This window comes from Maribacter spongiicola (assembly GCF_052119685.1).
GTDB classification, from domain to species: domain Bacteria; phylum Bacteroidota; class Bacteroidia; order Flavobacteriales; family Flavobacteriaceae; genus Maribacter; species Maribacter spongiicola_A.
In genome coordinates this window covers 929,727-956,107 of the sequence record NZ_JBGQOO010000001.1, presented here as the reverse complement: position 1 = coordinate 956,107, position 26,381 = coordinate 929,727, and the positions used below count along the sequence as shown (strand labels likewise).

Below are 26,381 nucleotides of genomic sequence, written 5' to 3'. Positions count from 1 at the left end.
GTTTTTGTTATTCTTATTTAATAGCAACAGGGTTTATTTGTACTTGTGTAGAGCCTTCATATAAAGGGTGACCTAATACAAACAGGAATTCCCAAGCTTTATCCTCAACCAACTCATCTACAAGAATATTTTCTAATACTTGTACACCATATTCAGTTGCCATCATTTGATTTACAGGAAAAGAAAGTGCGCTATTTTCGTGGGGTACAGCCTCAAAAGACCAGTTATCTGCACCTGCCGCCACAACTCCTTTTTTGCCTAGATAATGCGCAGCTTCTATACCAATTCCAGGTCCACCAGCTAAATAGCGTTTATCATCTTTACCCATTAGTTTTGTCCATCCCGTATAGAACAATACCACATCACCTTTACGGATTTCAATGCCTTGTTTTTTGGCTACTTTTTCAATGTCTGCTACTGTAAAAACAGTGCCTTCTTTTACAATATCTTGATTGTAATATGAGCGCATATCCAATACAACACCTCTAGTTACAATTGGAGGTAATTTTTCTAGACCTAATTTTTTTACACCAGAAACAGTTAAAAAATCTTCAACTTTATGTCCGTTATAATGTACATTGTCTCTACCATAATGTGCTAATCCGTTTATTTGAGACCCAACACCTGTCCAACCAATTAATTGGTCATCTACGTAAGTGAATTTGTTAGAACCTGCAGCAGCAGTTTCTGGTTGTAACGTTTCAATGTGAAAGTATCTGTGACGGAAAGCTGCAGTTTGAGCATTTACCACCATTCCTAAGCGGTATACTTTTCCTTTTTTAACCAATTTTACGGCATCCAAAACTGTTTCTTCATTCAAAAGGTTTAGTGCGCCAATTTCATCGTCTGCACCATAAGGTGACGTTGGTACTTGTTGTGCGTTTGTAGTTAAAGCAGTAAAAAGTGTAGCTGCTAAGGCAATTGTTTTTAATGTATTTACTATTGTTTTCATTTTAATATTTTTTTAAATTTCTTATACAAATTTCCGATTAAAGCAAGGGGTGTGCGAGGATGTACATCACCATTTTAAAGTGATGTATGTCACATTTAATACTGCGCATACATCACTTATTTTTTTTGAAATACCTACTCTTGAATCTTCATTTTTAACACCAAGTAAGGCGGTTTACTAGCATCTTTTCCTTCATTTAATAAAGGAAGGTTGTGAAGTTGATTTGCTACGATATATAAGTAGTTACCGTGTATGGCAACACCATCGGGCCAAGACAGGTCTTTTTTAGATTGCGCAATGGTTTTCATTCCAGCAGGCGTACTTTCTACAATAGCTGAATTTTCAACATCGGTTACATATACTTTTCCGTTTGCACCTACTTTAAATCCGTCAGATTTTGGTTTGTTGGCATAAAACTCGATGTACTTATTTAGGTCGCTGTCTTGCTTACTTTCATCAGCTAATAAAGCAGACGGTATGCGGTAAATTTTGGTGTTTCCCATTGCTCCATAATAGATGTAATTGTTTTCGTCATCTATAGAAATTGGGTTTAAAGGATATCTTGGCTGAATGGTAGTGCCGTCTTTTCTTTGGTGAGAGACCAATCTTCCGTGAATTTTCACTGGTTCATCAGCAGGTAAAAATGAGGCATTCCCTTCCAAAACACGTCTTATGTAACCTGTTTCTAAGTTAATCACAACAAAAGCTGGAGCAATTGGCGGATTTAAAGCATCGGTCATATCTGCAATTACAGCAGTGTTGTTTTTTACATCAATCACAAAATCCTGTAAAAAAGGTTTTGTTGACAATACCGTATTCGGAATAGGAAAAACCTTTGTTACGTTACCAGTAACCAAATCAAAACCCACCAATTTTGGAGCCTGATTTTGTTTTCCATTACCCATATCTAACACCCAAAGAATTCCGTTAGCATCAGCTTGAATTCCGATAGTTGAATTGATACCTTTTATGCTTCCGTTTTCTGGTTTTACGATCCATTCTTTATCTCCAAAAGGAATAGCTTCTCCATTTGGCAAAATTTCTTTCACCATATATTTTGAAGCACTTAATGCGCTCATTGTTACAAATATTCTTCCATCGTTAGAGACTGTAATATTCCCAGGTCTTGCCTCAGGAAAAGTAGCTATGGTTTCTAATTGTGCTTGTATTGATAGTGTAAAATTCATTACAAGTGCGAACAAGACTGTTTTTAATATTGTTATAATTTTCATTGTATTTATTTTTTAAAATTTATTATAATTTGATTAGTTGCCTAAAAATTTCTTTTGGGTTGAAGGGTCTACCCAAATAACATCGCTAGGGTCTCTGGCTATTGCGTCAAAAACGAGAACGTCTAACGGACCTTCTAAAATTTTACCATTGCCGTGAGGTGTTCCTTTAGCCCAGAAAAGCAAGTCGCCTTTTCCTGCTACAACTGGTCCTTTGTCTGCTACATAAAATTCAGCTTTGCCATTTAAGATATAGAGATAAGCATCAGATTTAGCGTGGTAGTGCATCGGCACTTCGTCATACAATCTAAAGATTCTAACACCTGCGTGTTCACGGTCTATTAGTCTGATGTCTTTGATAATGCCTTTGTTGGTTTCCGGTAGTAGTTTAACATATTCGTCAATATTGATAATACCGTAAGAGTTTCCCATTGAAGGTCTTTTGCCTTCTTGCGCATAGGCATTAAAACCTATGGCAATTACCGAAAATAATAGAAAAAGTGTTCTTGTAGTTTTCATAGTACATTGTATTTAATTGTTCGATACAAAATTCTATAAAAACCAAGGGGTGTGCGAGGACATACATCACCAATTTAAAGTGATGTATATCACAATTAGCCGTAAATTCGACTTAATACTTTTATTAAAAATGAATGATTTATTAGTACGAAAGGTCCAAACACATAATAGCTAGAATCGATAATTTATATGTCTTATAGCTCGTACTTCTGGCTCTTTCAAAAATAGATTTCAGTAGTTTTTAAGCGGTGCCGCTGGAATGTGTTAAATTATATTTTGCCCATTGATATACGTCATTGACTGTCAACGACAATATTAAAATTGATGTAAGAATTATGAAGTGTTTGTTTTCTTTAAAAACAGGAAACAATCCACATCCAATGAGTATTAGGCTAAACGTAATCCTTGGAAGATACACCCATAGAGGTTTATCATTAGAAATCAACAGCTGTACGGCACTTAAGGCGAAGATAAAAAAGCCTATTGCGCATATAAGAATTTGTCCAGGTAAAAAACCATCAAGGTGATGATTACCACTTGTGCTATGCAATGCATACTCTAAAGTTATTCCAGAAAATGCTATGGCGAGATAGACAAAAAATTGACCATAACCAAACTCAAATACTTTGGTAATATTTTTCGAGAGTTTGGTCGTATAGCCATAACCACAATCGAAATAAAGCCACCATAAACTTAAAACTATTATAAATGAAAAAAACAATACATACCAGTTTTCAGTTAAAAAAACGGCATTGAAATTTAAAGAAATCGCAACAATACATTCGCCCAGTAAAATTATTGTAAACAGACCGTGCCTCTCAATTACGTGGTCTGAATGAATAGGTATTTTACTTTTACTAAAATACCATCCCAACACTGGACCTAAAAACTCAAAAGCAAAGCCGAATAAAAGAAGGACAATTTGAAACTGGACTGTTGTAAATAATGAAATGCTAATGAGAATTGTGCTGATCGCGTATCCTCCAAAAAAGAACCAAGCGTTCTTTTTTAATTTATTGGCTCGTCTTATAACCCTACTCCAAAGATATAATAATAATAAATTTATGAAGAGGTAATAAATTATCGCATTGTGAAAATCACCCAATAAAATACTCTCAATTTCACTCGCGATACCCAATACAGGAAAAATAAGGGTTAAATAGCATATGCGATAAGGGATATCATCATTATCATACATAGATGCATACCAAGTAAATCGATTCCAAATCCAAAAGAACAATAGAAATAATAAGGCATAGTTAATTAATGAACTCGCAGTAAATCCATCTGAAAACACATTTCCAATTTGTGAAATTCCTAGTACGAAAGCTAAGTCAATAAATAGCTCAATCCAAGTAGCTTGCCTATGCCCTTCTTGGTCGCTTCTAATCTTAATTGGTTTTATAAATTGTTTTCTTTTACTCATAGCATACTTCAATCATTTACCCGTTAAAACGACTTAGAGTCTCTCTGGATACGCCTAAATAAGAAGCGATTAATTTTTTAGGAACGCGTTGTATTAATTTTGGAAGTTTATTTAGTAGATACTCATATCTACTTTCTGCGGTCATTGTAAGTAAAGAAAGGATTCTTTGTTGCAAATTGATATAACCGTGGTTAGATTTAATTCTGAAGAAGTTGGCTACAGCAGGTACTTCAAAACAAATCTTTTCTCTGTTCTCTAGGGATAAACAGAAAAACTCAGAATCTTCAAGGCAATCAACAAAAATAGTACCAAGTTCTTGATGTTGAAAAGCACAATGGTCGCTTACCCAATAGTCTTCCATGGCAAATTGAAGAATGTGTTCTTTGCCTTTTTCGTCAATAGAATACGCTTTAACTAAACCATTAATAATCCAATATTCAAAAGCTACAGGTTGCCCCACTTGTATTAAAAATTGGTGTTTTTTAAGGCTTTTAAATTCAAAGTGCGATTTTACAAAGTTCCACTCATCATCAGTTAAAGAAACGATTTCCTCAAAATGTTGTCTTAGTGAATGTAACTTGTCTTCCATATGGTAAAAATAAGCTCCTAAGCTATAAAAGTGATAGTAAATTTATAAAGTGTTCTTATATTTTAAATTAAGAAAAATACTGGAAGATATTGTTAGTGATTTTATATTGTTTAATTGAATACAAAAAAGGACATCAATTGTATTCAAATAAAACAAGGGATGATTTACAAACTGATAAATCATCCCTTATTGATATAATAATTATATTTACAATTTATAAGTGATACCGATTCTACCTCCACTTACAACGTTTCCACCACCTACCTGAAGGTTGATTGCAAAGTTGTCATCGAAGAAATAGCGACCACCTACTTGTAGACCAATACCGAAATTATCAACGTCAACATCAGTAACTGTGCTACCGTTAATTTTGGTAGACCAACTATAGTAAGTCAAATTAGCACCTGCATATAAATCCCACTGACTTGGAATTTCAAAAACTTCATTAAAGTGGTAATTACCATTACCTGTAATACCAAATATTGAGCTCTTGTAGTCGCTACCAAAACCGCTACCGTAGTTGTACGTTTGATAAGACAATTCGCCTCCGACAGAAATATTTGGAGCTACGCCATATTCTAAACCTGCGTAAATAGGAGTTCCCCATCCTGAAAAGCCAACTCCTGCATTTGCTTGTAATGCCCCTTCTTCTAATGGTGATTGTGCATACGAAAAGCCAATAGTAAATAATGCTACTAATAAAGTGATTTTTTTCATGGTTAATGTTTTGATTAATAATTAGTTAATTAATGTTGTTTTGATTTTTAATTGAAAAATTCTGCGAAAGATACTTAATAATTTTAATTGTTAATATCTAAATGTATGCTGTGGAACAAAAAAGACATTGTGGTTCTTAGACTTGCTCAATTATTAATTCCAGCCAATTATACTAGCGCCTAATCTAGCAGGTTTAGAATAATATTCAGGTAGATGATGTTGAATAAATTTAAAAAGTATAAAGTACTCACTTGATATGGTATATGTAATTTGATTGTGTATAATGCCATACAACCCAGAAATGATAATAGTTGAAATTATAAAGAGAAATAAATAAATAATTTTTTTCATTGTACGTAGTTCCTAACTATTCCCGGCCCTCATATAATTCAATCGCCTTCAAATATTTCATTGCTCCAGCCAAAGTCATGTCATTCACAAAACCATCAAGATTTGGATGATTTACTTTTATCCAATTCACTAAAGAATCTTTCTCTTGATTCCATTCTTGCCAGTTTACATCGATGTATTCTAATTCTTCAAGTCTTGATATTTTATCTGCGGAAAAAGATAGCTTGACTTTAAATTGTAACGGGTTGTTCTTTAAAAACTCATTACGAATATTCTTTTGAGTGATAGTTGCAATCACGTCATTGTTCTGTTCGGTCAATTCAATGATCTTGTATGATGGTTTAAAAACGGAATCCCATTTATAGAATTCATAAAAATTATTATTGTCAAAAGGCGTTACAAAATCACCATTCATCATGGTGATACTATCATGTGTAACCCGCTTTATTTTGTCGAAGTCGCCAGAATCAAAAGCTTTGTAATACCTATTGACAGTTTCTTTGTGACTTAACTTTTGATTACCACAACTAGTAAAGATTACTGTTAATAATAGAATAAGAAATATGTTTTTCATCTAGGTATTAGTTAATAGATTTTACCATTTCTTTAATCTTAATAGCCTTTTCAAAATGGTCGAGCTTATGTTCTAGAATCCACCATTGTGCAACTTCCATTAAAAGTTCTGGGTTGTCATTTTTGTTTTTGAAAAAAGCATAGAATGAAAGTCCTACATTTTCCCCTTTTGCAGCAATTTTGGCATCGCATACATTAATAATTTTTGATTTTATTTTTTGGTTCATTTTTTAATCCACTTTTTTCTCGAATATTAATTCAAAATAAGATGCAGAACCATAGCCAGATGTTGCAGGTGCGAATATTTGAACAAAACGCCATCCTTCTTTTGCTTTAGACGCTATAATTTCTTTGTAGTCTGAATTTGGTTTCGAAGTAAATATTCCTCCTAAGGCTAGTTTAACATATTGATATTCGTACATAAGTTTTTCTTTTTAAAATTACCTCAAAATCTTAAGCTTGTGTTTCTGTAACAATCCCTCAAGATTATCTTTTGAAAATATGGCTCCTGACATAGAATTATTATCAGGGTCAATACTGAAATTTGTGGCCGTACTAAAATCGGCTTTTTGCAAATTGGTTCTCCCGAATACAGCTCGTTCTAAGTTGCATTCATCAAATTTTGATTTGCTTAAATCGCAATCGCCAAAGTCAGCTTCTTCAAGTTTACAAGACATAAAAACTTGACCTGCTAATTTTAATTCTGTGAAGCTGGCATAACTCAAATTACAATCAAAAAAGGATAAATCCATCAAAAATGCATTGCAAGTATTAAAAGCCAGCCCCATAAGTTTACAGTGCGAAAATTTCACTTCTTTAAAAGTGGTATTTACAATATTGGCATTGCTCAAATTACAATCAATAAACTCACATTCTAAAAAGATTTGGTTATCTAAATACCCTTTAGAAAAATCACAGCCCTCAAAAATGCAATTTTCATACTCAGCTCTCGGTAATCTGGTAGAAGTATAGATTTCTCCCTTAAATGTTTTATCTAATATTATTTTTTCCAATTATTTAGTTTTGACTTTTTGGTAATATAATAGCAGGGATATCTAAACTTTGAAACTTAGTATTATATGCCTTCATTTCAGTATTTATAATTTCATCATGCGCAGTTTTAAATGTATTCCACATTGCTAATAGATCTTTTAAACGCTCTTTTGCACCAGCGGTAACCTTTGGCTCGGCAGAATCTATATAACCTCTTAAATTCAATAATTGCGAATTCAGTTTATTTTCAAAATTGATAACATCTTGAAAAGTTTTCTGGTTAGGCTGAATTAGGTTTTGTTGCCATGTGTTTATTCGTTTAGTCAAAGAATCGCCCTGTGTTAAAAGAGCTTCTGCTTTCGTGTTATCGGCAAGTAAATTATTATACTGTTTTAATTGCGATTTTGCAGACTGCATATCGTTAACAGCAGTATGTATTTCCATTACAGTCGTTTCAATGGTTTTCATCATTGTTTGTTGTTCTGCATAGTCTGCCATACTAGCCTTTACTTTTGGGTGTGGTAAAATAGTTACGCTAGTTTCCACGGTCTGCTCGCCTAAGGTTAATTTCAACTTATAATCACCAGGGCTAACCGTAGATCCGTTTAATCCGCCTAGTACAAAAACCTTGTCCACGGCAGGTAATGGCTCTCTTTTAAAATCCCAAGTAAAACGGTTATATCCTTTTTTAGAGGCAAGAATAGCTGGTTTTGATGGTCCGCCTGGCCAAGATTTAAATTTCTTATCTTTTTGGTTAGTTATGGTTCTAATTACTTCACCGTCTTTTAGTACTTCTAATTTTAATTCGGTACTGTCTTGTACTTCGCTTAAATAATAATCGAAAGTTACTCCGCTTTTTGGGTTGCTGCCCAAACCAGTAACTGGTTTTTCATTAGAACCTCCAATAAACAAATACGTGTCTTTTGGTTTAAAAATGTTTAGCCCTTGTTTTGAGGTAGTGCTATTCTGTATAGCTGCTAAGTCATCTAGAATCCAAAATGCACGACCGGCAGTTGCAGCAACCAAATCATTATCTTGAATAACTAAATCATTAATTGGCGTCAGGGGTAAGTTTAATTGTAACGGTTGCCAATTTAAACCGTCATCTAACGAAATAAATAAGCCAGTTTCTGTACCTGCGTAAAGTAGTCCTTTTACTTTTTTGTCTTCTCTTACTACACGTGTAAATGTATTGTCGCCAGTTATTCCATTGACAATCTTTGTCCAAGTAGTTCCGTAATCTGTGGTTTTGTAGATGTAGTTTTCAAAATCCATCGATTTGTAACGCATCAACACAATGTAAGCTGTTGCTGGGTCATGTGGCGAAACTTCAATACTATTAATTATGCCTTCTTTAGCACCAGCGGGAGTAACATTTGCCCAATTATCACCACCGTCTTTGGTAATATGTACCAAACCATCATCGCTACCAGACCAAATAACTCCCTCTTCATGTGGAGATGCTGTTAGGTATGTTAAGGTGTTATATATTTCGCCACCTGCTGCTTCATTTGTAAACGGACCACCGCCAAGACCGTGTTTGTCTTTTTCATCTCTTGTTAGATCAGGACTAATAACCGACCAGTTTTGACCTTCATCGGTAGATTTGAATACGACGTTACCACCATGGTAAATTGTTTTTCTGTCATGAGGCGATGTAATAATAGGGGCATTCCAGTTATAACGGTACTTTGCATTTTCTGGTGATATGCTCAAACCTAGTTCAGGGTATTCTTTAATAGGTTTAGATTCCTTCGTATTGGCATCCCACTTATCAATATTACCTTGGTATGTTCCACCATAAATCAACTCTGGATTATCTGGGTCGAATGCTAAAAAGGCGCTTTCACCACCAGCAACAGCATACCAATCTTTCCAATCTATACCATCATCATTTGTTCTAGATGCAATCGCAACGGTAGAGTTGTCTTGTTGACCGCCGTACACATTATAAGGCACTAGATTATCTGTAATAACTCTGTAAAATTGTGCTGTGTTTTGATTTTCTTGTGTGCTCCAACTTTTTCCGCCGTTGTTAGAAATATTTGATCCGCCATCATTTGAATTTACCATACGTTGGTTATTCAAGGGGTCTATCCATAAATCGTGATTATCACCATGCGGAGTAGATAGCGGTGAAAATGATTTACCACCATCTATAGACTTCGTTACAGGTGCATTTAAAACATACACAATGTCTTCATTTTGGGTGTCTGCAAAAATCTCCATGTAATACCAAGAACGAGTAATATTGATACGGTCTTTATTGATTAAGTTCCATTTTTTACCGGCATCGTCAGAACGGTATACGCCCCCTCTTTCTCCCTCTGCTTCAATAACAGCAAATACACGTTCAGGGTTGGCACGAGAAACAGAAATACCTGCTTTCCCCATTTCTTTGGGTAAGCCTTCTTTTAATTGTTCCCAAGTTTCGCCACTATCTGTCGATTTGTATATTCCTGAATTTTTGCCTCCAGATTCTATTGTCCAAGGAAAACGTCTGTGTTGCCACATTGCTGCGTATAAAATTGTCGGGTTGGTCATATCCATCGATAAGGCAGACGCTCCTGTTATCGTATCCACAAATAGCACATTTTTCCAAGTTTTGCCACCATCGGTAGATTTATAAATACCGCGTTGCGATGAAGGTCCGTATTGTGCGCCTTGCGCAGATACAAATATGATATCAGGATTTTTAGGGTCAATAATTACATCAGAAATATGTCTTGTTTCATTAAGTCCCATATGTTTCCATGTCTTTCCCGCGTCTGTAGATTTATAGACTCCGTCACCCATTGAGGTCATAACACCACGGGCAGCATGTTCGCCCATACCCGCTACTACAATGTTCGGGTTACTTTCAGATACAGAAATGGCGCCAACTGTAGCTGTTTTTAAAAATCCGTCAGAAATATTTTTCCAAGTGATTCCGTCATCCGTAGTTTTCCATATTCCGCCACCAACAGTTCCCATATAGTAGACCATTGGCTGACCTAATACACCAGTAGAAGCAACACTTCTACCACCTCTAAACGGACCAATGTTTCTCCATTTTAACCCTGTAAAAAGGGAATCCTCTAATTTTATAACGGGTTGGGTAGTTTTGCTTTTTCTTCTTTGAGAATGCATTGCTAACGGTGCCATAATGAGGAGGGCTAACAAAAGTCTGATGGTTTTCATGATGTGGTCTGTATTTGTTGTTGAATAGGTAAGATAATAAAAGCGCATGTAAAAAGATAGCCCATGTATTGAATTTGGTTATTCTAAGTTTAAGGGGGTGAATTTTATGGTTTTAACCAATATCAATTTGCTATAATGACAAATTGGTTTTAATGTTGGCAGTCCTTTTTTTTTCGCTTTTATCTGGTTAAGTTAGAAGGAGTATGATACACCAAAATAGAGTTTTAAAGCAAGAAATAACTACTAAAAAATTAAAAGAATATTTCCCGAACGGAGAGTTGAAAACATACGCTAAAGGATATGCTATCAGTTATATTCATAAAAAGGTCAGCACATTTAGATGGCTTATAGAAGGTAGTATAAACTATTACATTTCACTCGATAATCCTGAAAGTGATATTCTCGTTTGTCAAAACTCAGAACCTTTTTCTACTATCGGTTTAAACGGATTCAATACTCCCAAACGATTTACGTATAAAGCTACTGTTGCTTCACCAAAAGCATCGTTTTTTGAAATACCATTTCACGAGCTAGACACGTATTTGAAAAAAGGACATCAGAATATTTTACTTAAGAATATTGGTTCAAAATTATACCGTGTATTGCATACTGCCTTAACGAAGCAAACTGAATTATTGAGTCCCGTAAGGTTTCAGCCTTTTGTCGAAGACCGTCAGTTTTTTATATCGCCCGTTGCCGAACAAGAAGAAATTGTTTCATTAATGCGACGATCACCATTTCTAGATTATTTTGAAGAAAAAAATTTAATGGCTTTAGCTGCGTTGGCAGAACGTAGAGAATATGAGCCAGATGAAATTTTATATGTACAAGACGGTTCTAGTAATGGTTTGTTTATTCTTATTCACGGAGAAGTTACAGTTAAACGAATTGAGAACACGATTGAGATTAAACAGCGCTCGATTAAAAATTCCGGATTTGTATTTGGGTGGTCATGCCTATTGAAGGAGAAAGATATTTGCTCTGCTATTACGAACACTAAGACCTCTGCTTATTTTATTCCTGAAGGCGATTTAATGAAATTGTTTCAAATTGATGATGCTTTCGAAGGTCAATTTTATCAGCGATTATTGTGGCTTATGGGCAATCAGCTAAATGCTGCTTTTGTACGCTATGTTGGCTTGTTGGGCAAGCACAATCTGCAGGCCGTTTATCAATTGATTAAGAATAATAAATCGCGTCTATTTTTATCATCACCTTTACACCAAGTGCCACATCTATTAAAAAGTAATACGACCAAGCAGTTTGCCTATGATGCCTTAACAGGTCTGGTTAAGAATGGAACTGCTCTCGAACGGCATATTGCCTCATTAAGTTTAGAACTGCTGGGTGAAGATCAAAAAGAGCATGAGTTTATAAGCGGTTTACAGCAGATTTATGAGAATGTAGCAGAAAAGAATAGTATAGATGCTAAGCAAAATAGAAAGGTTTGCGCCGAGTTGACCATGAAGGTGTTTAAAAACGTGCCCTATATTATTGAAGGTTGGGATAATTTGCCTAATGATACTGGTAATATTTTTATTTATAACCACTTAATCAATGACCCACATTATACACTAAATAATAATTTTCAGATTACCCTTGATTCTCATTTTCTAAGTGCCATGGTCTTATATAAAAAATATCAAGAACCGGGTATAAGAACAGTTAGAATAGGGCAGGGACAAGAATACGGTCATCAGAATTACTACGACAACCTTGGTTATATAAATGTGTATACCAAAGAATCTGACGAAACTTCTAATAATAGAAAAGAAGAGGCAAGAAGTATATTTTACAGTGAAGCATCTAAACATTTAAAACAGAAATTCAATTTAATTATAAGCCCTGAAGGCACCTCTTACAGAACAGACGAATCTCCAGGTCCTTTTAAAATGGGCGCTTTTAAATTGGCATTACATACTGAGCCAGAGCCTTATATAATACCTGTAGTCATGGTAAATTTTGACCATAGAATTGGCAAATCTTTATACTACTGTACCATTAAAAAACCTTTTTTACTGAGTGAAAAAGTACCTTCTAAAAGCAATGACGATTTATATGCTTTTATGGAGCAATACCAAGCGGAATATCAAGGCTATGTACAAGAAGCGATTGAAAGAGCTGAACAGTTGAACGTGTCTAGTTCTGGTGTGGACAATTTAGAGGAGCCACCTGCTATTTGGTGCAATGAAATAAAACGACTTAAAAGGCGAGTAGCTAAATTACCGACCCAAGAGAATCTGATAGCTTTCTACGGAAGTTCTTCGGTGCGTTTGTGGGTAAATATGAAGCGAGACCTTAGTCCGTTCAATGTGGTAAACCTCGGTTTTGGCGGGTCTACATTTGCTTGGTGTATTCATTATTTCGATGAGATATTTACTGAAGCGAAACCGTCTAAAATAGTATTGTACGCTGGGGAGAATGATTTAAATAGTGGTAAAACTCCGCAAGAGGTACTTTCTGGTTGTATGGAGTTGGTGGGGTTGATAACTAATAAATATCCCGATGCAGAATTGGCGTTAATCAGTTTAAAACCTAGTGTAGAGCGTGAAGCTTTAATTCCACTGATTATGGAGACCAATTTAATGTTGTCCAAATATTTCATTACAGAATTAAAAGCGCAATACATCAATGTTTTTGCACAGATGATTACCACAGATAACAGACCGATACCAGAATTATACCTTTCTGACGGATTGCATTTAAACAAACAAGGCTATGCACTGTGGAGTACTGCTATAAAGAAAGCACTACAAGCAGCAGATAGCCTTGAGCTTGAAAATCAATTATAATTATTTATTCGTCTTGTCCACCTTTACGTTGTGGTGTTCTTGGCGTTGGCCATTCTCCTTTTTCACCAGATCTTGGGTTAATACCTAACACGGCTTTTTCGCGCGATGTTTTCTCTGGATCTTCACAAGCCATATAGGTAAGTATAGCCGTTAGAATTGCATTGTTACGTACATCATCGAAAACAATTTTGTCGTATGTATCTAAATTTGTGTGCCATGTGTAATTCCAATAATCCCAACTAAGAGAGCTTAACGAAAAAGCGGGAGCACCTGCTGCTACGAACGATGCATAATCAGATCCACCACGACCTGGTGAACCTGGGAAGGTAGTTTCAATCTCATTTTTATACGTTTCAGGAACTGCTTCTAACCAACGCCCTAAATAATCATAAGCGTGAAGAAACCCTTGTCCCGATAAGTTTACAACGCGACCGGTACCATTATCTTGATTAAAAACTGCTTGTACACCTGCCACAATTTCTGGATGATCTTCTACAAAAGAGCTCGAACCATTTAAGCCTTGTTCTTCACTACCCCAATGACCTATTAAAATCGTTCTTTTCGGATTAGGATACACCTTTTTTAGTATACGTGCAGCTTCTAACATGGTAATAGTACCTGTACCGTTGTCTGTTGCACCGGTACCACCATCCCATGAATCGAAATGAGCAGAAAGAATTACGTACTCATCTGGGAATTCTGTGCCTGGTATGGTTGCAATAGTATTAAAAGCAGGTACTACACCTAAATCTTTAGATTCCGCCACTATTTTAATTTTAGTGTCGGCACCATGTTCTACCATTCTGTACAACATTCCATAATCTTCTAAAGAAATATCTACGTCAGGAATTTTATCGGTACCTGCGCTGAAAATTTTGTTAGCTCCAAAACCCTCAGACCATCTCGATTGTGCAATACCTACGGCACCTGCTCTTTCAAATGCAGAATTGATGTTTCTACTAGTATAGCCTGTATTATTAATATTTTGTCTCCATATTTTTTCAATAGAATCGCGCTCGGTTTTCATTTTCTCGAAGGATGCTTCTGTCGCGTATTCTTCCCAGTTTTCATCAGGTCTACCTGTGGGTTGTAACATGCTAATCATTACTATTTTTCCTTTCACACTAGGAAGCCACTTTACAAATGATAATGAGTCTCTGAAACTAGGTAATGTAATTAAAGATGCGGTAACACCTTTAGCGCTTGTGCCTGGGTTCCATGCCAATTGTGTAGCGTGAAGTGATGCTACTCGTGGCGATACCATGTCTACATGAGTAATACCTCTTTGCCAACCTTTCCAAGTTCCCCATTGTTGGTTTTCAGCAGAAATACCCCATTTTTTATAGGTATTTATTGCCCAATCATGCGCTGTTTTCATCTCTGGCGTACCTACTAAACGTGGTCCGTTGAGGTCCATTAATTCGTAAGCTAATTGCTCTAATTGAGAATTTTCAATGCCTTCTTTTTCGATGGCATTAATGATGTCTTCTGTGGATTGAGAAAATCCGAAAGTGGCGCATAATAAGTATGCACCAAAGAGTAGTCCTTTTTTCATGTTCAAGATAGTTTGTCGAACTAAGGTACTAATTTAAGGGAAGAAGAATGTTGTTAAAATTTATTGGATTTTTGAAGGAAACGAGGTAGATTTTCTTTGATTAAATATAATTAATTTATAAGTCACTTTGTTTTTTTGTATTCGGGCTTACATAAATGTTGTTTAGTTGTAATTCCGAAGGTGGTTTGTATATTTATGCTAATCTATATAGCAATATATTCTTGAACTTATGAAATATTATTTTACTTCTATTTTGCTTTTAGTTTTGATTTCATTTACAAGTCAAAAATCTAATTCAATAGAATACCCTTATCTAGAAAACAGTAATAAGTTGGTCAATGAGCATGGCATAGAATATTCAAATATTTTTTCAAATCTAGAAGATGTTGAAGACCCTAAAACTAAAAAATGGTTGGCAATTCAGGATTCCTTAGTTAATGACTATTACTCTAGTAATTCAATTCAAAAATATAGAGGGAGTTTGGATTACATTAATAAAACGACCAATCCAGATTACTATTGGCTTAAAAACAGTAATGATGCATATTACTACTGGGGAGATAATGATTCTACCCAAGTTTTAAATAAAAGGTCTAGAATTACCAACGAACTAAAGCTTATATTTTCGGCTAGTTACGATTATACGATACATGCATATAAGCCGAATAAGGAAGGAACAAAGTTTATTCTTTTTGTTAGCGATAGTAATGGTGATTATTTAAGGGTAATCGATATAAATAGCAAAGAAATATTATTCGAAACAGCTAAGGATATGAGCACACAACAAGTCTCATATGCTGTCTGGGCTAACGAAAATCAAATTGTTTTTACAGGATGGCCAAACCCTGACAACTCCAAGAATTCATATTTAGTGTTAGCTGATATTTCTACCGGAAGTATGAAAAAAATATTGACCGGTGACGATATACCGGGGCATAATGAAGAACATTTTATAAGACCTAATATTAATTTTGGTTCCGACATTCTTCAGGCAGAATTAATTAGTGGTTCAGAAAGCTACGAAGGTTTTAATACATCATTGAAAACAGTTACAAATAAACCAACATGGAAACAAGTGATGAACTTAAAAGATAGTGTGCTGTATTACCCCAATGAAAGAAATGGTGAAATGTATTTCTTAAGATACAAGAACGGACAAAAAACCCTGGTAAAAACTACAGTAGATAATATTAAGGACGCTAGTAAGGATATAGTACTTTTTAAACCAGAAGATGAATACATAATAACAAGTTATGCGATTTCTAACGATAACGCTTATGTCATTACTTCTAAGTATGGCATCGAGCATAAAGTTTATGCCGTCGATAAAAATAATACTATTACATTAATAGAACTAGATTATCCAATTACTGGTCTAAGGTTCTATACTTGGGATACTTGTCTAAGCACTATTACATTATTGCAATCGAGCTGGAAAGAAAATTATGTTTTTATAGACATCGACGATTCCTTGAATATCAAGATTAATGAAGAAGTTACAAGGAAGACTCCACTGGAATTTAACGACATAAAAACTGAAATAGTAGAAGTTAATTCATGTGACGGAACTATCGTTCCTATGACTATCATAAAGCCAAATAATTTTAATCCGAAAAATCCACAAAAGGCAATTATAACAACTTATGGCTCTTACGGCATTTCAATGGAACCTTATTACAGTAGTGCTGTTCTTGATTTTGTAAAAAAGGGAAATGTTTTTGCAATAGCCCACGTTAGGGGAGGTTCTGAAAAAGGATTGTCTTGGTATAAGAATGCCATTAAAGAAAATAAGTATCGTTCTTGGGAAGACTTACTTGCCTGTTCTCAATATCTTAAGGATCAAAAATTCACACACAAAGACAGATTAGGGCTTTATTTTAGTAGTGCGGGCGGAATTACAGCGGGTATGGCAATAAATGAAAACCCGGAAATGTTCAAGGCGGCAGTAGGTGAAGTGCCATTATTAAACCCTTTAAGATTGTCTTACCAAGAAAATTATAATGCAAGTGATAATGATTACGATTTTGGTACTACATCTACATTAGAAGGTTTAAAATCACTTTTGGGGCTTGACCCTGTTTATAATTTAAAGGAAAATCGCCTATATCCGAGTACCCTGCTAATTAATGGTGAACTGGACGAGCTTATACCTGTTTATGATAGCGCCAAATATATTGCCTTTTTACAGGAACAAAATATAGGGTCTGATAGAGTTTTTCTGCTAGACGTTATCAAGGATGAAGGTCATGGTTTAGATACTGATTCCTCGACTGAGAAATCTATGTTTTTTTTTAATAAAGAACTGTAAGTTGTTTTTAAATTGGATTACTCCAAGAATCTAGGTAGATTTTCTTTAATTGGAAAAACACAATTTTCCTCACAGCTTTCTTTTTAAGTGCGATTTAGTTATTTAGTATTCGTTACTTTAGAATATATAATTCGCAGATAGATAAAAGGTTTTTTAAAACTATTATTTAAGCTTTTTGTCTAATGCTAAAATAGTCTGCAATAATACATTGGCACCGTTTGCCATGTCAATTGCCGAGGTAAATTCCTTCGGAGAATGACTAATGCCATTTTTACTCGGCACGAATATCATACCCGTTGGTGCAATAAGTGCCATGTCTTGGGCGTCATGACCAGCGCCACTTGGCATTGATTTGTAACTCAATTCAAGTGATTGAACACTTTTTTCAATTTCAAATTGTATAGTTGAATCCATGATTGCTGGGTCTGCTGTAGTATCTAGTTTGTTAAAAGTGATATCTACGCCAGATTCCTTGCTAATTTCTTCTGCTCTTTTTTCGATAGCAGCATATACCTTTTCAATAACCTCAGACGACAAATCTCTAATTTCAAGACTCGTAACCACATGACCAGGAATAACATTAGGTGCTCCTGGTTCTGACTTTATTCGACCAACAGTTGCAACTTGTGAGCCGGTGAAACTTGTGGCAACTTCGTTGACCGCAATGATGAATTTTGAGGCTGCTAAGAGCGCGTCTTTTCTTGCATTCATTGGTGTTGTACCGGCATGGTTGGCAAAACCGTTGAATTCAACATCCCACCATTTAAGTCCCACAATACCTTTGACAATACCAATCTCTAAATTTTCTTTTTCAAGAGTACCTCCTTGTTCAATGTGTAGTTCTAAAAAGGCAGCAACATCTCCTTTTTTACGTGCAACTTCGGCAAGCCTAGTGGTATCTCCGCCTAATCTCATCATACCTTCGCCGATGGTATATCCTGTTGAATTTTTAACAGTAAAAGCACTTTCGTTTAAATGCCCTGCGATTGCTCTACTACCTACAACACCACCTTCTTCATTAGAGAATATGATAATTTCTAATGGATGTTTGGTTTTGACTTTATTTTCATCAAGCACTTTAAGAACTTCTAAAGAAGCCATACTACCAACACAACCATCATAATTGCCACCATGCGGAACGCGGTCTATATGTGAGCCAAATGAGATAGGTTTCATATTTGGTTTTGTCCCTTTTCGTATACCAATTACATTGCCGGCAAAATCGATATGGGTTTCAATATCCATAGCTTTTAATTGCTCAATAACCCATTGCTGGGCTGCAATATCGGCATCACTAAAAGCAACACGTTCGGTTTCGCCATTTTCTTGTATGCCAAACTGGGCAAGATCCATAATCCGTTTTTCTAATCGGTCTTGATTGACCGATATTTGAGCGTCTATACTCAATAATGGACAAATAATTAAAATTAGGGTAATTATGATTTTAAAAGTTCTCATGTTTATTTTTAGCTTATTACTAGATCATTTTTATTAAAAATACAATTCGCCATTGGAGCTTCACCTCTCAAAATTGCCAAAGTGTTTTCAACCGTCATGGTACACATTTTTGTGTATGTAGTTTTGGTTAAGCTCCCTAAGTGGGCAGTAATCAAAACATTTTCTAACTGTAAAAAAGGGTCGTTCTCAACTGGTGGTTCGTGTGATAAAACATCAGCGGCAAAACCTGCTATTTTATTACTTTGTAATGCCTTGAATAATTCTTTCTGATCAATAATTCCGCCTCTTGCTGTATTTATTAATAAAGCTGAAGATTTCATTTTTGAAAATGCCGATGCATTAATAAGGTTTTCAGTTTTGGGAGTGAGAGGTAGGTGTAAACTAATACTATCTGATGCGTTTAAAAGTTGGTCAAATTCCATAAAGGTGTACGGAACATCCTCTTTTTTAGAACTCCAATACACCACATTTATTCCCAAGGCTGTAGCAATTTTCGCTACTTTTTTACCAATATTGCCCATGCCGATGATCCCTAAGGTTTTTCCGTGAGTTTCATCGCCGATATAAGTGCCTCTGTCTGCCCATCTATTTTCTTTGACCATGGTTACGGCATTGTATAAATTACGTTGAAGCATTAGTAAAAGGGCAATGGTATGTTCGGCAATGGTATCTGTATTAGAATTGGGTGCGTTTACTACTTTGATACCTCTTTTGGTAGCACTAGAAACATCAATATTGTCTAAACCTACTCCGCAGCGCGATATTACTTTTAAGTCGGATAATTGCTCCATTAACAAGTCTCGCACCTGACCTATACCGCGTGTAATGATTGCATCAATCTTGTTGTTCTGAATTTGACTTTGAAGTGATGCTTCATCATATCCGGTTAAAATATTCATGTCTGATGCTTCTTCCAGCATGCGCATAGCATCATCGGCAACAGTTTCCAATAAAAGGATATTCTTACTCATCAGATTTATGGTAAAGGGTGGCGTCTTTAGATTTGTATCCGCGGAAATCATTTCTTCCCGATACATAAATTCCTTCCTTAAACAACTCGTCTTCAAGTATCTTTGGGTCGATATAATCTCCAGGGACGGAAGACAACTCTACTAAATTTCCCGATGGGTCACGAACAAACATTTGAATGGCCCCATCTGGTAATTGACGTACATTGCCCCATGGTTTAATATCGATAACACCTAATTCCTTCATCCGAAAGAACATTGCATTAATATCATCTACCTGAACACAAATATGACCTCTGAACGAAAATTCATCTTCCCACTCGGTCAAATGTAATTGCTGCTCATCATTGAACTTAAAAAAGGCTGTGGGATAATCGAATAAAAATGCTGGTATAGGTTCTAACCCCAGTTCTTCTTCATAAAATTTACATGCTTCTTCAAGGTTGGTGACCACTAAAGCAACGTGATTTATATGTACCGCCTTTGCCATAATTTATTGTTTAAAGTCTTTTACAAAATCCCAATTCGGGGTCAAACCCAATCCTGGTTTATCTGGTGCTATAAGCATTCCTTTTTTATCGACCGTAATATCTTCTTCAACCAAATCATACATCATTGGGTTTCCTCCTAACGAGAACTCAATAACATTTGCAGACGGAGAGGCGAATGCAACCGATAACCCCGCCATAAATGAAAATGCAGATCCCCAACAATGTGGCGCCAATTCTAACTGGTATGTATGTGCTAATTGTGATACGCGCATAGCTTCGGTGATCCCGCCGATAATTGCACAATCGGGTTGCAAGATATCTAAAGCGCGCTCGGCTATTAAATCGCGAACATCAAAAGCGGTGTACTCACTTTCGCCTGCCGCAATGGGTATAAAGGTGTTTGCACGAACTTCGGCTGTGCCAATTTTGTTATCGGGACTTATAGGTTCTTCTAACCAATATAGATTACAATCTTCTACGCCCTTAGTAAATTGTTTTGCTTCTGGTACACTAAAAGTGCCGTGAGCGTCAGTCATTAATTTTATATGTTCTGGTAAAGCTTCGCGGGCTGCTTTCACTCTTTTTATACTCTCTGCAACGGTTTGATCCATAATACCAACTCGCATTTTTACTCCGCTGAATCCTTTAGAGGTGTAGCCCAATAATTGGTCACCAATAGCATCTGCTTTTGCCCATCCGCCACTTGCGTAGGCTGGCATTTTATCGCGACAACTTCCACCTAATAGTTCAACAACAGGTACGCCTAGAGTTTTTCCTTTTATATCCCAAAGGGCAGTGTCAATTCCGCTCATGGCAGAAATGGTCAATCCTCTTCGTCCTAAAATAGGAAATTTACGTCCTCTGGAAAGTGAATAATGATCTCTGGTGCCATTATAAATATGTTCCCATATGCGAGAAATATTTCGGGCATCTTTACCAATAAGTTGTGGTTTTAATTCATTTTCAATGCAACTAACGATAGAAGCGCATGAACCCGATGAACCCACAGCGGCTTTTGCTTCGCCGAAACCTTGTAAACCAGTATCTGTAGTAACGACCACTAAAGTCATGTCGAAATTTGTCAGTAATCCGTAATCAGAAAAATGTTGTTTTTCTTTTGGTATAGGGCAGCGCAACCAAAATGCTTCTATGTTGGTTATTTTCATTAAATGAGCGTTTTTAGAGTATCTATAGACTTTTTGGTAAGCATGGTATAAAATTCATCGGTAGTGGCAGAACTACCATGATCTTCCAAGAATTTCTTCTGCTCGGCAGTTAATCCCACAGGATTAACTTCAATCGAATTCGGAAAAGGATTAGCGGGAGTTCTATCTAAAGGAGCACAAAACTCTACTGAAAGCACTTTGTCGTATTCAATTTCTTTTAGCGAGGTAATTATTTTAGACCAATTTAAATGACCCATACCAGGTGCCATTCTGTTATTGTCGGCGACATGAAAATTCACCAATCGCTTGCCTACTTTTTTTATAGTCTCGTACATATTAACCTCTTCTAAATTCATGTGAAAAGTGTCTAGGCAGACTCCGCAATTAGGTCCTACAGCTTCAGCCAATGCCAATGCCTGTTCACCTCTGTTTATAAAGTAGGTTTCAAAACGGTTTATAGGTTCTATACCAATTTGTAGACCGTGATCTTCAGTGTATTTATAGATTTCTTGTATGCCTTCAACAGCCCAATCCCACTCCTCATCTTGTTTGGCATCAGGTACAATCTTACCAACAGTAGCCGGTACTAATGAAATTACCTTACCGCCTAATTCGTACACCATTTTAGCAACATCTTTTACATATTGAACCGACAATTTTCTTTGGGTCGGATTCTTCGCAAGTAAATTTCGCTGGTCTAACATTAAGGTTACAGAACCCCAACATTTTATACCATAGATGTCTAAAAGAAGTTGCGTTTTTTTAATGTCGTAACTCTCGGGTGCACCCTGTATTTCTATATAGGTGTAATCTAATTTGTTGATTCTATTGAGTGTGTGTTCAAGCGATTCGGCACGCATCCAATTATGTATGGCTAATTCCATTACTATAGGCTATTGTTTTGTTATCCGATAAAATCTATTTTTTCTATGAGATATATCGCAAAATGATTTGTTTTCTGAAACTCCGCAACGACAAAAACCAGTTGTACCTTCTTTAGTAACAGTTTCGCCAGAGGCTAATTGAATTTGTAAATTCCCTTTAATTTTTAGCGGTCTGTTATTTGCCACAATATTATCCGTTACACATTGGTCTTTCAATTCGTTTTCTTACATTTTAAATTTTTAATGTAATAGTTTAATATGCCCTATGGGGACTCGTTAATTTGTTTTTTAGGATGATATATTTGTACATTTTAAAGGTTTTAAGGTAGGAAAAAAATAATTCTTTTGATTGGCATGTCTGCATCGAATTTTAAATTATTATTATTTTGTAATGATGTGTTGGTTTAGACACTCCGTTTTATAATATGAATCGAGGTTGTATATTTATTGCCATAGTCAATAAAAAAATCAAAATTTGAAATAGCATATATTAATGAAGAAGGAACTAAATATTGAGGAATGGAATAGGGCTGGTCATTTTAAGTTTTTTTCGCAGTTCAGCGAACCTTTTCATGGGGTAACCGTAAAAGTAAATTGTTCTAAAGCTTATGATTATGCGAAACAATCTGGTAACTCATTTTTCTTGATTTATTTGCATAGAACTTTAAAGGCGGCCAATGTCATAACCGCGTTTAAATATCGTATTGAAGATGGTAAGGTGTTCGAGTATGATTATTTGCATGCATCGCCGACTATAGGTAGAGATAACGGAACATTCGGATTTTCTTATATTGAATATAAGGAGTCGTTTGATGAATTTAGAAACGCTGCCAACAATGTAATTGAAGAGGTAAAAAAATCAACGGGACTAGAATTGCCCGAATGCGGTGTCAACGTATTACATTGTTCTAGTATGCCATGGCTCGATTTTACTTCGGTTTCTCATGCACGACATTTTGAATTTGCAGATAGCTGCCCAAAAATTTCATTTGGTAAAATGACTGGTGAGGGAGAGCATAGATCTATGTCAGTATCAATACATGTGCATCATGCATTAATGGATGGGTATGAAGTTGGTTTGTTCGTTGCTGAGTTTCAACGATTGATGTCGCAAGAAGGAGAGGTTTAGATGGAGAATTAAATAATATGCCTGCAGTTTATATTTAAGGCGCTACTTGCTCATTTGTTGCGGTTTTAAAGCTTAAAATGAACTCTGTACCTTTATTTATCTCGCTTTTGCAACTTATCGTACCACCATTCATTTCTACGAAATCTTTGGTAATCATTAAACCAAATCCGGTTCCTTTTTCACCAACTGTACCTTGCCTTACTGTTGGTACGCCATTGCTTTCAGATGTGTTTTGCCAATCGGTATTCATACCTAATCCAAAATCTTTTACACCTATTTCAACGATATCAGATACGCATTTAGAGGATAATATTATTTTTTGACCTTTCTCACTAAACTTGAGGGCATTAGAGGTTAAATTACGAAGAATGACTTTTAACATATTTTCATCAATAAGGAGTTCTCGACAAGAAATTGCCAATTCTATGTCTATACCCTTTTCATTCGCCATTCTTTTAAACTCCTTTTTGATGGAAGTGAAAAGTATTTCTAAGTCGCATATTTTTTTGTCTAAAGTGACACCTTCTAGTTGATTGTAAGACCAATCTAGTAACACATTAACCATAGAAATTCTATCGGTTACCTCATTTTTCAATTTTTTTGTAATCTCTTTTAATTCACTTTCCGCTAACTGACTTTCAATCATTTCCATGATCGTACCCACATTATTAAGTGGCCCTCTTACATCATGCGTAAGTAGTGAGAATAATTTATTTTTAAGTTTATTTACTTTTTCAAGTTCCTCATTTTTATATTCTAATTCTTGCTTAGCTACTTGTAAATGTTTGGTCTGTTTTTCAACTTCTGTAATCAGTTTGCTATTGGCATCAACCTGTATTTTTATAGTATTATCTTCAATAGATTTATACTTGTAGCCAACCAAAATTGAAAATAAAATTAACTGAAAAGTCACAAGAATTGAGGTTAGTAGTATTATAAGGTCTCCATCGACATTGTAATACTTCTTAGTAAACCATGCTCCTACATAAAGAATTGAGGCAAGAAGATATGGTGTATAGGAATACAAATAATATTTGTTGAATTTTTCATCTTTATATAATCGTATACCTGAAAATAGGCTTAGAAGTGCTGTAGATAATGCTATGAATGCAGCAAGCATGATTAAAGAACTATTTAGCCATTCTATTTTAGTGATTACATTGTTTAGAATATGTAAAATAGGTAAGCAAACTATAATTAGGGTAATTACTTTATAGATTTTTGATAATGTAGGGCGGTTATTTATAGTAATGTTTAGATAGCTTTTTGTAAACATTAATAGCCCAAAAGTTGATATCATTGCCGTAGTAAGTGTGGCTTTATCAGCAATAAGTATAACCTGATTACTGTAAGAACCTTTGATAATGAGAGACAAAATCCAGTGTAAAGTCAATCCTAATATTAGAATAAAATAGTACAGTGTAATTTTATGCCTTAAAACGAGATAAGACAGTAAGTGGTATATGCCAAAAACGCCAAAAATAGAAGTAAAGACAATCGTTGTTAAGTACCTAAAATTAATGATATCCATTAAACTATGAATTTGTTAAGATGGGGAGATATGTATCTGAATTATCCCTTATTATCTCTGCTTTCTGAATTTATAAATTTTTATTGAGAATAAGCTATTGTTCGGTAAGCTTGTTTTCTGTGCGTGTTAAAATAATTTTTCTATTTAGTAAGATGTAATATTGGTTTAGGAATTAATAATTTGCGTAAGATTTGAATCATATTAAAATGGTAAAGTTAGAAGAGCAGCTTAAGAATCCGGTTTGGTATTCGTTAAATGAAACACATAAAAAATTTGTTGTTGCATATGACGGTGTGCGATTTTATGATCAAGAGGTATGCACTTTTGGGTCTTTTTTTGATGAATTAAAAACCAAAAAAGCTTCTGGTCAATATACAAAAACGACGGATAGTTTCTTCTTCGTTTCTGAGAATCAAACCCCAATTATAGATGACACTAAAATTGTTTTAGAACGAAAAATCGAAGGTTGCCAAATGGTTTTAAAACAACTGCCGGAAGTTTCAATCACAGAAGATATTGTCTTACTGACCAATGAATATATTGATGAGGTATATGATTTAATCTGGTTGGTAATGCCTGGTTATTATCGTAGAAGAACCTTTGAAATGGGTAATTATTACGGAATTTTTAAGGATGGAAAATTGGTTTCTATAACTGGTCAGCGAATGCAAACGAACCTATTTATAGAAGTAAGTGCCGTTGTAACACATCCAGATTATACTAAAAGAGGATTGGCAAAACAACTCATCGCGCACACTACAAAAGAGATTTTAAAAGTAAATAAAACACCTATTCTACATACCAATAAAGGAAACTTGGCTATACCAATTTATCAGAAATTAGGATACGAATTAACCAGAGATATGAATTGGTGGACCTATCGTAAAATTTGATTAATACTGCTTTTTGTGATAAATATTTTTCGTTTTATTTTGAATTTTTCTACTATTTAAAAATTTGATTCTTTTTTATTTCATTTTTAATTTTATATAAACAACTGATTAGTAGCTGTAAAAAAGTTTATAAACGACTGTAAACGATAACAAACGATAGTAAACGTTTACATACCGATTATTGTTTCAATGCTGTTCTAGGTTTGCAGTGTCGAGTCGATAAGGCTTGATAGTATGAACTGTTAAACCATAAAAATTAGAGAGATGAACGCATTAAAAAACAAAGTACAGTTGATTGGAAATTTAGGGCAAGACCCAGAAATCGTAAACTTAGAAGGAGGCACCAAATTGGCAAAGTTTTCTATCGCAACAACAGATAGTTATAAAAACGCAAAAGGTGAAAAAGTTGATGATACCCAATGGCATAATATTGTAGCCTGGGGAAAAACAGCTGAGATTGTAGAAAACTATTTAACCAAAGGAAAGCAAGTTGCCATAGAAGGTAAACTTACCCACCGCTCATATGAAACCAAAGAAGGTGAGAAAAGATATGTTACAGAAATTAGGTGTAATGAGTTATTGATGTTGGGTAAGTAGATTGATACGTCTTCATGAAGAGGTACGACGAAGTGATCTGTTAGTTCGGTACACGAATTTGGCAGATTGCTTTGTGCCTC

24 protein-coding genes are annotated in these 26,381 nt (G+C 35.2%); 5 read left to right on the top strand and 19 right to left on the bottom strand.

All coding sequences use genetic code 11. The features are described from left to right. Nucleotides 1-13: 13 nt before the first annotated feature. From ACEN2N_RS03980 to ACEN2N_RS03930, 11 genes are all read right to left on the bottom strand, one after another. Nucleotides 14-952, bottom strand: coding sequence for a cyclase family protein (locus ACEN2N_RS03980; protein ID WP_441823101.1), 939 nt, complete (start codon nucleotides 950-952; stop codon nucleotides 14-16). A 134-nt stretch (nucleotides 953-1,086) separates the two neighbouring features. Continuing rightward, nucleotides 1,087-2,184 (bottom strand): L-dopachrome tautomerase-related protein, encoded by a 1,098-nt coding sequence (locus ACEN2N_RS03975; RefSeq protein WP_441823100.1) that lies wholly within the window; start codon nucleotides 2,182-2,184, stop codon nucleotides 1,087-1,089. Between the two features lie 33 nt (nucleotides 2,185-2,217). Next, nucleotides 2,218-2,700: a cupin domain-containing protein gene (locus ACEN2N_RS03970; protein WP_441823099.1), complete on the bottom strand. Its 483-nt coding sequence runs from the start codon at nucleotides 2,698-2,700 to the stop codon at nucleotides 2,218-2,220. Between the two features lie 241 nt (nucleotides 2,701-2,941). Further along, nucleotides 2,942-4,126 carry a low temperature requirement protein A gene (locus tag ACEN2N_RS03965; RefSeq protein WP_441823098.1) on the bottom strand — a complete coding sequence of 395 codons (1,185 nt, stop codon included), beginning with the start codon at nucleotides 4,124-4,126 and terminating at the stop codon, nucleotides 2,942-2,944. Between the two features lie 16 nt (nucleotides 4,127-4,142). Continuing rightward, nucleotides 4,143-4,715 carry a Crp/Fnr family transcriptional regulator gene (locus ACEN2N_RS03960; protein ID WP_441823097.1) on the bottom strand — a complete coding sequence of 191 codons (573 nt, stop codon included), beginning with the start codon at nucleotides 4,713-4,715 and terminating at the stop codon, nucleotides 4,143-4,145. Between the two features lie 207 nt (nucleotides 4,716-4,922). Continuing rightward, a complete protein-coding gene (locus ACEN2N_RS03955; protein WP_441823096.1) occupies nucleotides 4,923-5,432 on the bottom strand; it encodes an outer membrane beta-barrel protein in 510 nt (169 codons plus the stop codon). A 367-nt stretch (nucleotides 5,433-5,799) separates the two neighbouring features. Further along, nucleotides 5,800-6,357, bottom strand: a complete 558-nt coding sequence (locus ACEN2N_RS03950; protein WP_441823095.1) for a hypothetical protein — start codon at nucleotides 6,355-6,357, stop codon at nucleotides 5,800-5,802. 7 nt (nucleotides 6,358-6,364) lie between these two features. Beyond that, on the bottom strand, nucleotides 6,365-6,583 hold the full coding sequence (locus tag ACEN2N_RS03945; protein WP_441823094.1) for a DUF6500 family protein: 219 nt from the start codon (nucleotides 6,581-6,583) through the stop codon (nucleotides 6,365-6,367). A 3-nt stretch (nucleotides 6,584-6,586) separates the two neighbouring features. Next, the gene (locus ACEN2N_RS03940; RefSeq protein WP_441823093.1) at nucleotides 6,587-6,778 is read right to left on the bottom strand and encodes a DUF4177 domain-containing protein; all 192 of its coding nucleotides are present in this window, start codon (nucleotides 6,776-6,778) and stop codon (nucleotides 6,587-6,589) included. Between the two features lie 18 nt (nucleotides 6,779-6,796). Further along, nucleotides 6,797-7,369, bottom strand: coding sequence for a pentapeptide repeat-containing protein (locus ACEN2N_RS03935; protein ID WP_441823092.1), 573 nt, complete (start codon nucleotides 7,367-7,369; stop codon nucleotides 6,797-6,799). Nucleotides 7,370-7,373: 4 nt separating this feature from the next. Further along, on the bottom strand, nucleotides 7,374-10,529 hold the full coding sequence (locus ACEN2N_RS03930) for a WD40/YVTN/BNR-like repeat-containing protein (protein WP_441823091.1): 3,156 nt from the start codon (nucleotides 10,527-10,529) through the stop codon (nucleotides 7,374-7,376). Between the two features lie 203 nt (nucleotides 10,530-10,732). On the opposite strand from ACEN2N_RS03930, the gene ACEN2N_RS03925 reads away from it, so the two are divergent. Next, the gene (locus tag ACEN2N_RS03925) at nucleotides 10,733-13,321 is read left to right on the top strand and encodes a cyclic nucleotide-binding domain-containing protein (protein WP_441823090.1); all 2,589 of its coding nucleotides are present in this window, start codon (nucleotides 10,733-10,735) and stop codon (nucleotides 13,319-13,321) included. Nucleotides 13,322-13,325: 4 nt separating this feature from the next. On the opposite strand, the gene ACEN2N_RS03920 is transcribed toward ACEN2N_RS03925, so the two are convergent. After that, nucleotides 13,326-14,876, bottom strand: a complete 1,551-nt coding sequence (locus tag ACEN2N_RS03920) for a M20/M25/M40 family metallo-hydrolase (RefSeq protein ID WP_441823089.1) — start codon at nucleotides 14,874-14,876, stop codon at nucleotides 13,326-13,328. A gap of 229 nt (nucleotides 14,877-15,105) precedes the next feature. Between ACEN2N_RS03920 and ACEN2N_RS03915 the strand changes: the two genes are divergently transcribed. Continuing rightward, nucleotides 15,106-17,184 (top strand): prolyl oligopeptidase family serine peptidase, encoded by a 2,079-nt coding sequence (locus tag ACEN2N_RS03915; protein ID WP_441823088.1) that lies wholly within the window; start codon nucleotides 15,106-15,108, stop codon nucleotides 17,182-17,184. 162 nt (nucleotides 17,185-17,346) lie between these two features. Here ACEN2N_RS03915 and ACEN2N_RS03910 read toward each other — a convergent pair whose 3' ends face one another. From ACEN2N_RS03910 to ACEN2N_RS03885, 6 genes are read right to left on the bottom strand one after another with little or no spacing between them, the layout of a single operon-like run. Next, on the bottom strand, nucleotides 17,347-18,642 hold the full coding sequence (locus ACEN2N_RS03910; protein WP_441823087.1) for a Zn-dependent hydrolase: 1,296 nt from the start codon (nucleotides 18,640-18,642) through the stop codon (nucleotides 17,347-17,349). Between the two features lie 8 nt (nucleotides 18,643-18,650). Next, nucleotides 18,651-19,613, bottom strand: a complete 963-nt coding sequence (locus ACEN2N_RS03905; protein WP_441823086.1) for a 2-hydroxyacid dehydrogenase — start codon at nucleotides 19,611-19,613, stop codon at nucleotides 18,651-18,653. Further along, a complete protein-coding gene (locus ACEN2N_RS03900; RefSeq protein WP_441823085.1) occupies nucleotides 19,606-20,100 on the bottom strand; it encodes a VOC family protein in 495 nt (164 codons plus the stop codon). The genes ACEN2N_RS03905 and ACEN2N_RS03900 overlap by 8 nt, the downstream gene beginning before the upstream one ends. A gap of 3 nt (nucleotides 20,101-20,103) precedes the next feature. Next, on the bottom strand, nucleotides 20,104-21,267 hold the full coding sequence (locus ACEN2N_RS03895; RefSeq protein WP_441823084.1) for a mandelate racemase/muconate lactonizing enzyme family protein: 1,164 nt from the start codon (nucleotides 21,265-21,267) through the stop codon (nucleotides 20,104-20,106). Next, on the bottom strand, nucleotides 21,267-22,151 hold the full coding sequence (locus ACEN2N_RS03890; RefSeq protein ID WP_441823083.1) for a sugar phosphate isomerase/epimerase family protein: 885 nt from the start codon (nucleotides 22,149-22,151) through the stop codon (nucleotides 21,267-21,269). Before ACEN2N_RS03890 ends, ACEN2N_RS03895 begins: the two co-directional genes overlap by 1 nt. A gap of 9 nt (nucleotides 22,152-22,160) precedes the next feature. Further along, on the bottom strand, nucleotides 22,161-22,337 hold the full coding sequence (locus ACEN2N_RS03885; protein ID WP_441823127.1) for a CDGSH iron-sulfur domain-containing protein: 177 nt from the start codon (nucleotides 22,335-22,337) through the stop codon (nucleotides 22,161-22,163). A gap of 307 nt (nucleotides 22,338-22,644) precedes the next feature. Between ACEN2N_RS03885 and ACEN2N_RS03880 the strand changes: the two genes are divergently transcribed. Beyond that, nucleotides 22,645-23,280, top strand: coding sequence for a CatA-like O-acetyltransferase (locus ACEN2N_RS03880; protein ID WP_441823082.1), 636 nt, complete (start codon nucleotides 22,645-22,647; stop codon nucleotides 23,278-23,280). A 34-nt stretch (nucleotides 23,281-23,314) separates the two neighbouring features. Here the strand turns inward: ACEN2N_RS03880 and ACEN2N_RS03875 are convergent, their stop codons facing one another. Next, nucleotides 23,315-24,811: a sensor histidine kinase gene (locus ACEN2N_RS03875; protein ID WP_441823081.1), complete on the bottom strand. Its 1,497-nt coding sequence runs from the start codon at nucleotides 24,809-24,811 to the stop codon at nucleotides 23,315-23,317. 206 nt (nucleotides 24,812-25,017) lie between these two features. Here ACEN2N_RS03875 and ACEN2N_RS03870 point away from each other — a divergent pair, with 206 nt between their 5' ends. Both ACEN2N_RS03870 and ACEN2N_RS03865 read left to right on the top strand, forming a co-directional pair. Then, complete coding sequence (locus tag ACEN2N_RS03870) at nucleotides 25,018-25,704, top strand: GNAT family N-acetyltransferase (protein ID WP_441823080.1); 687 nt, start codon at nucleotides 25,018-25,020, stop codon at nucleotides 25,702-25,704. Nucleotides 25,705-25,968: 264 nt separating this feature from the next. Continuing rightward, a complete protein-coding gene (locus ACEN2N_RS03865) occupies nucleotides 25,969-26,301 on the top strand; it encodes a single-stranded DNA-binding protein (protein ID WP_441823079.1) in 333 nt (110 codons plus the stop codon). Nucleotides 26,302-26,381 lie beyond the last annotated feature (80 nt).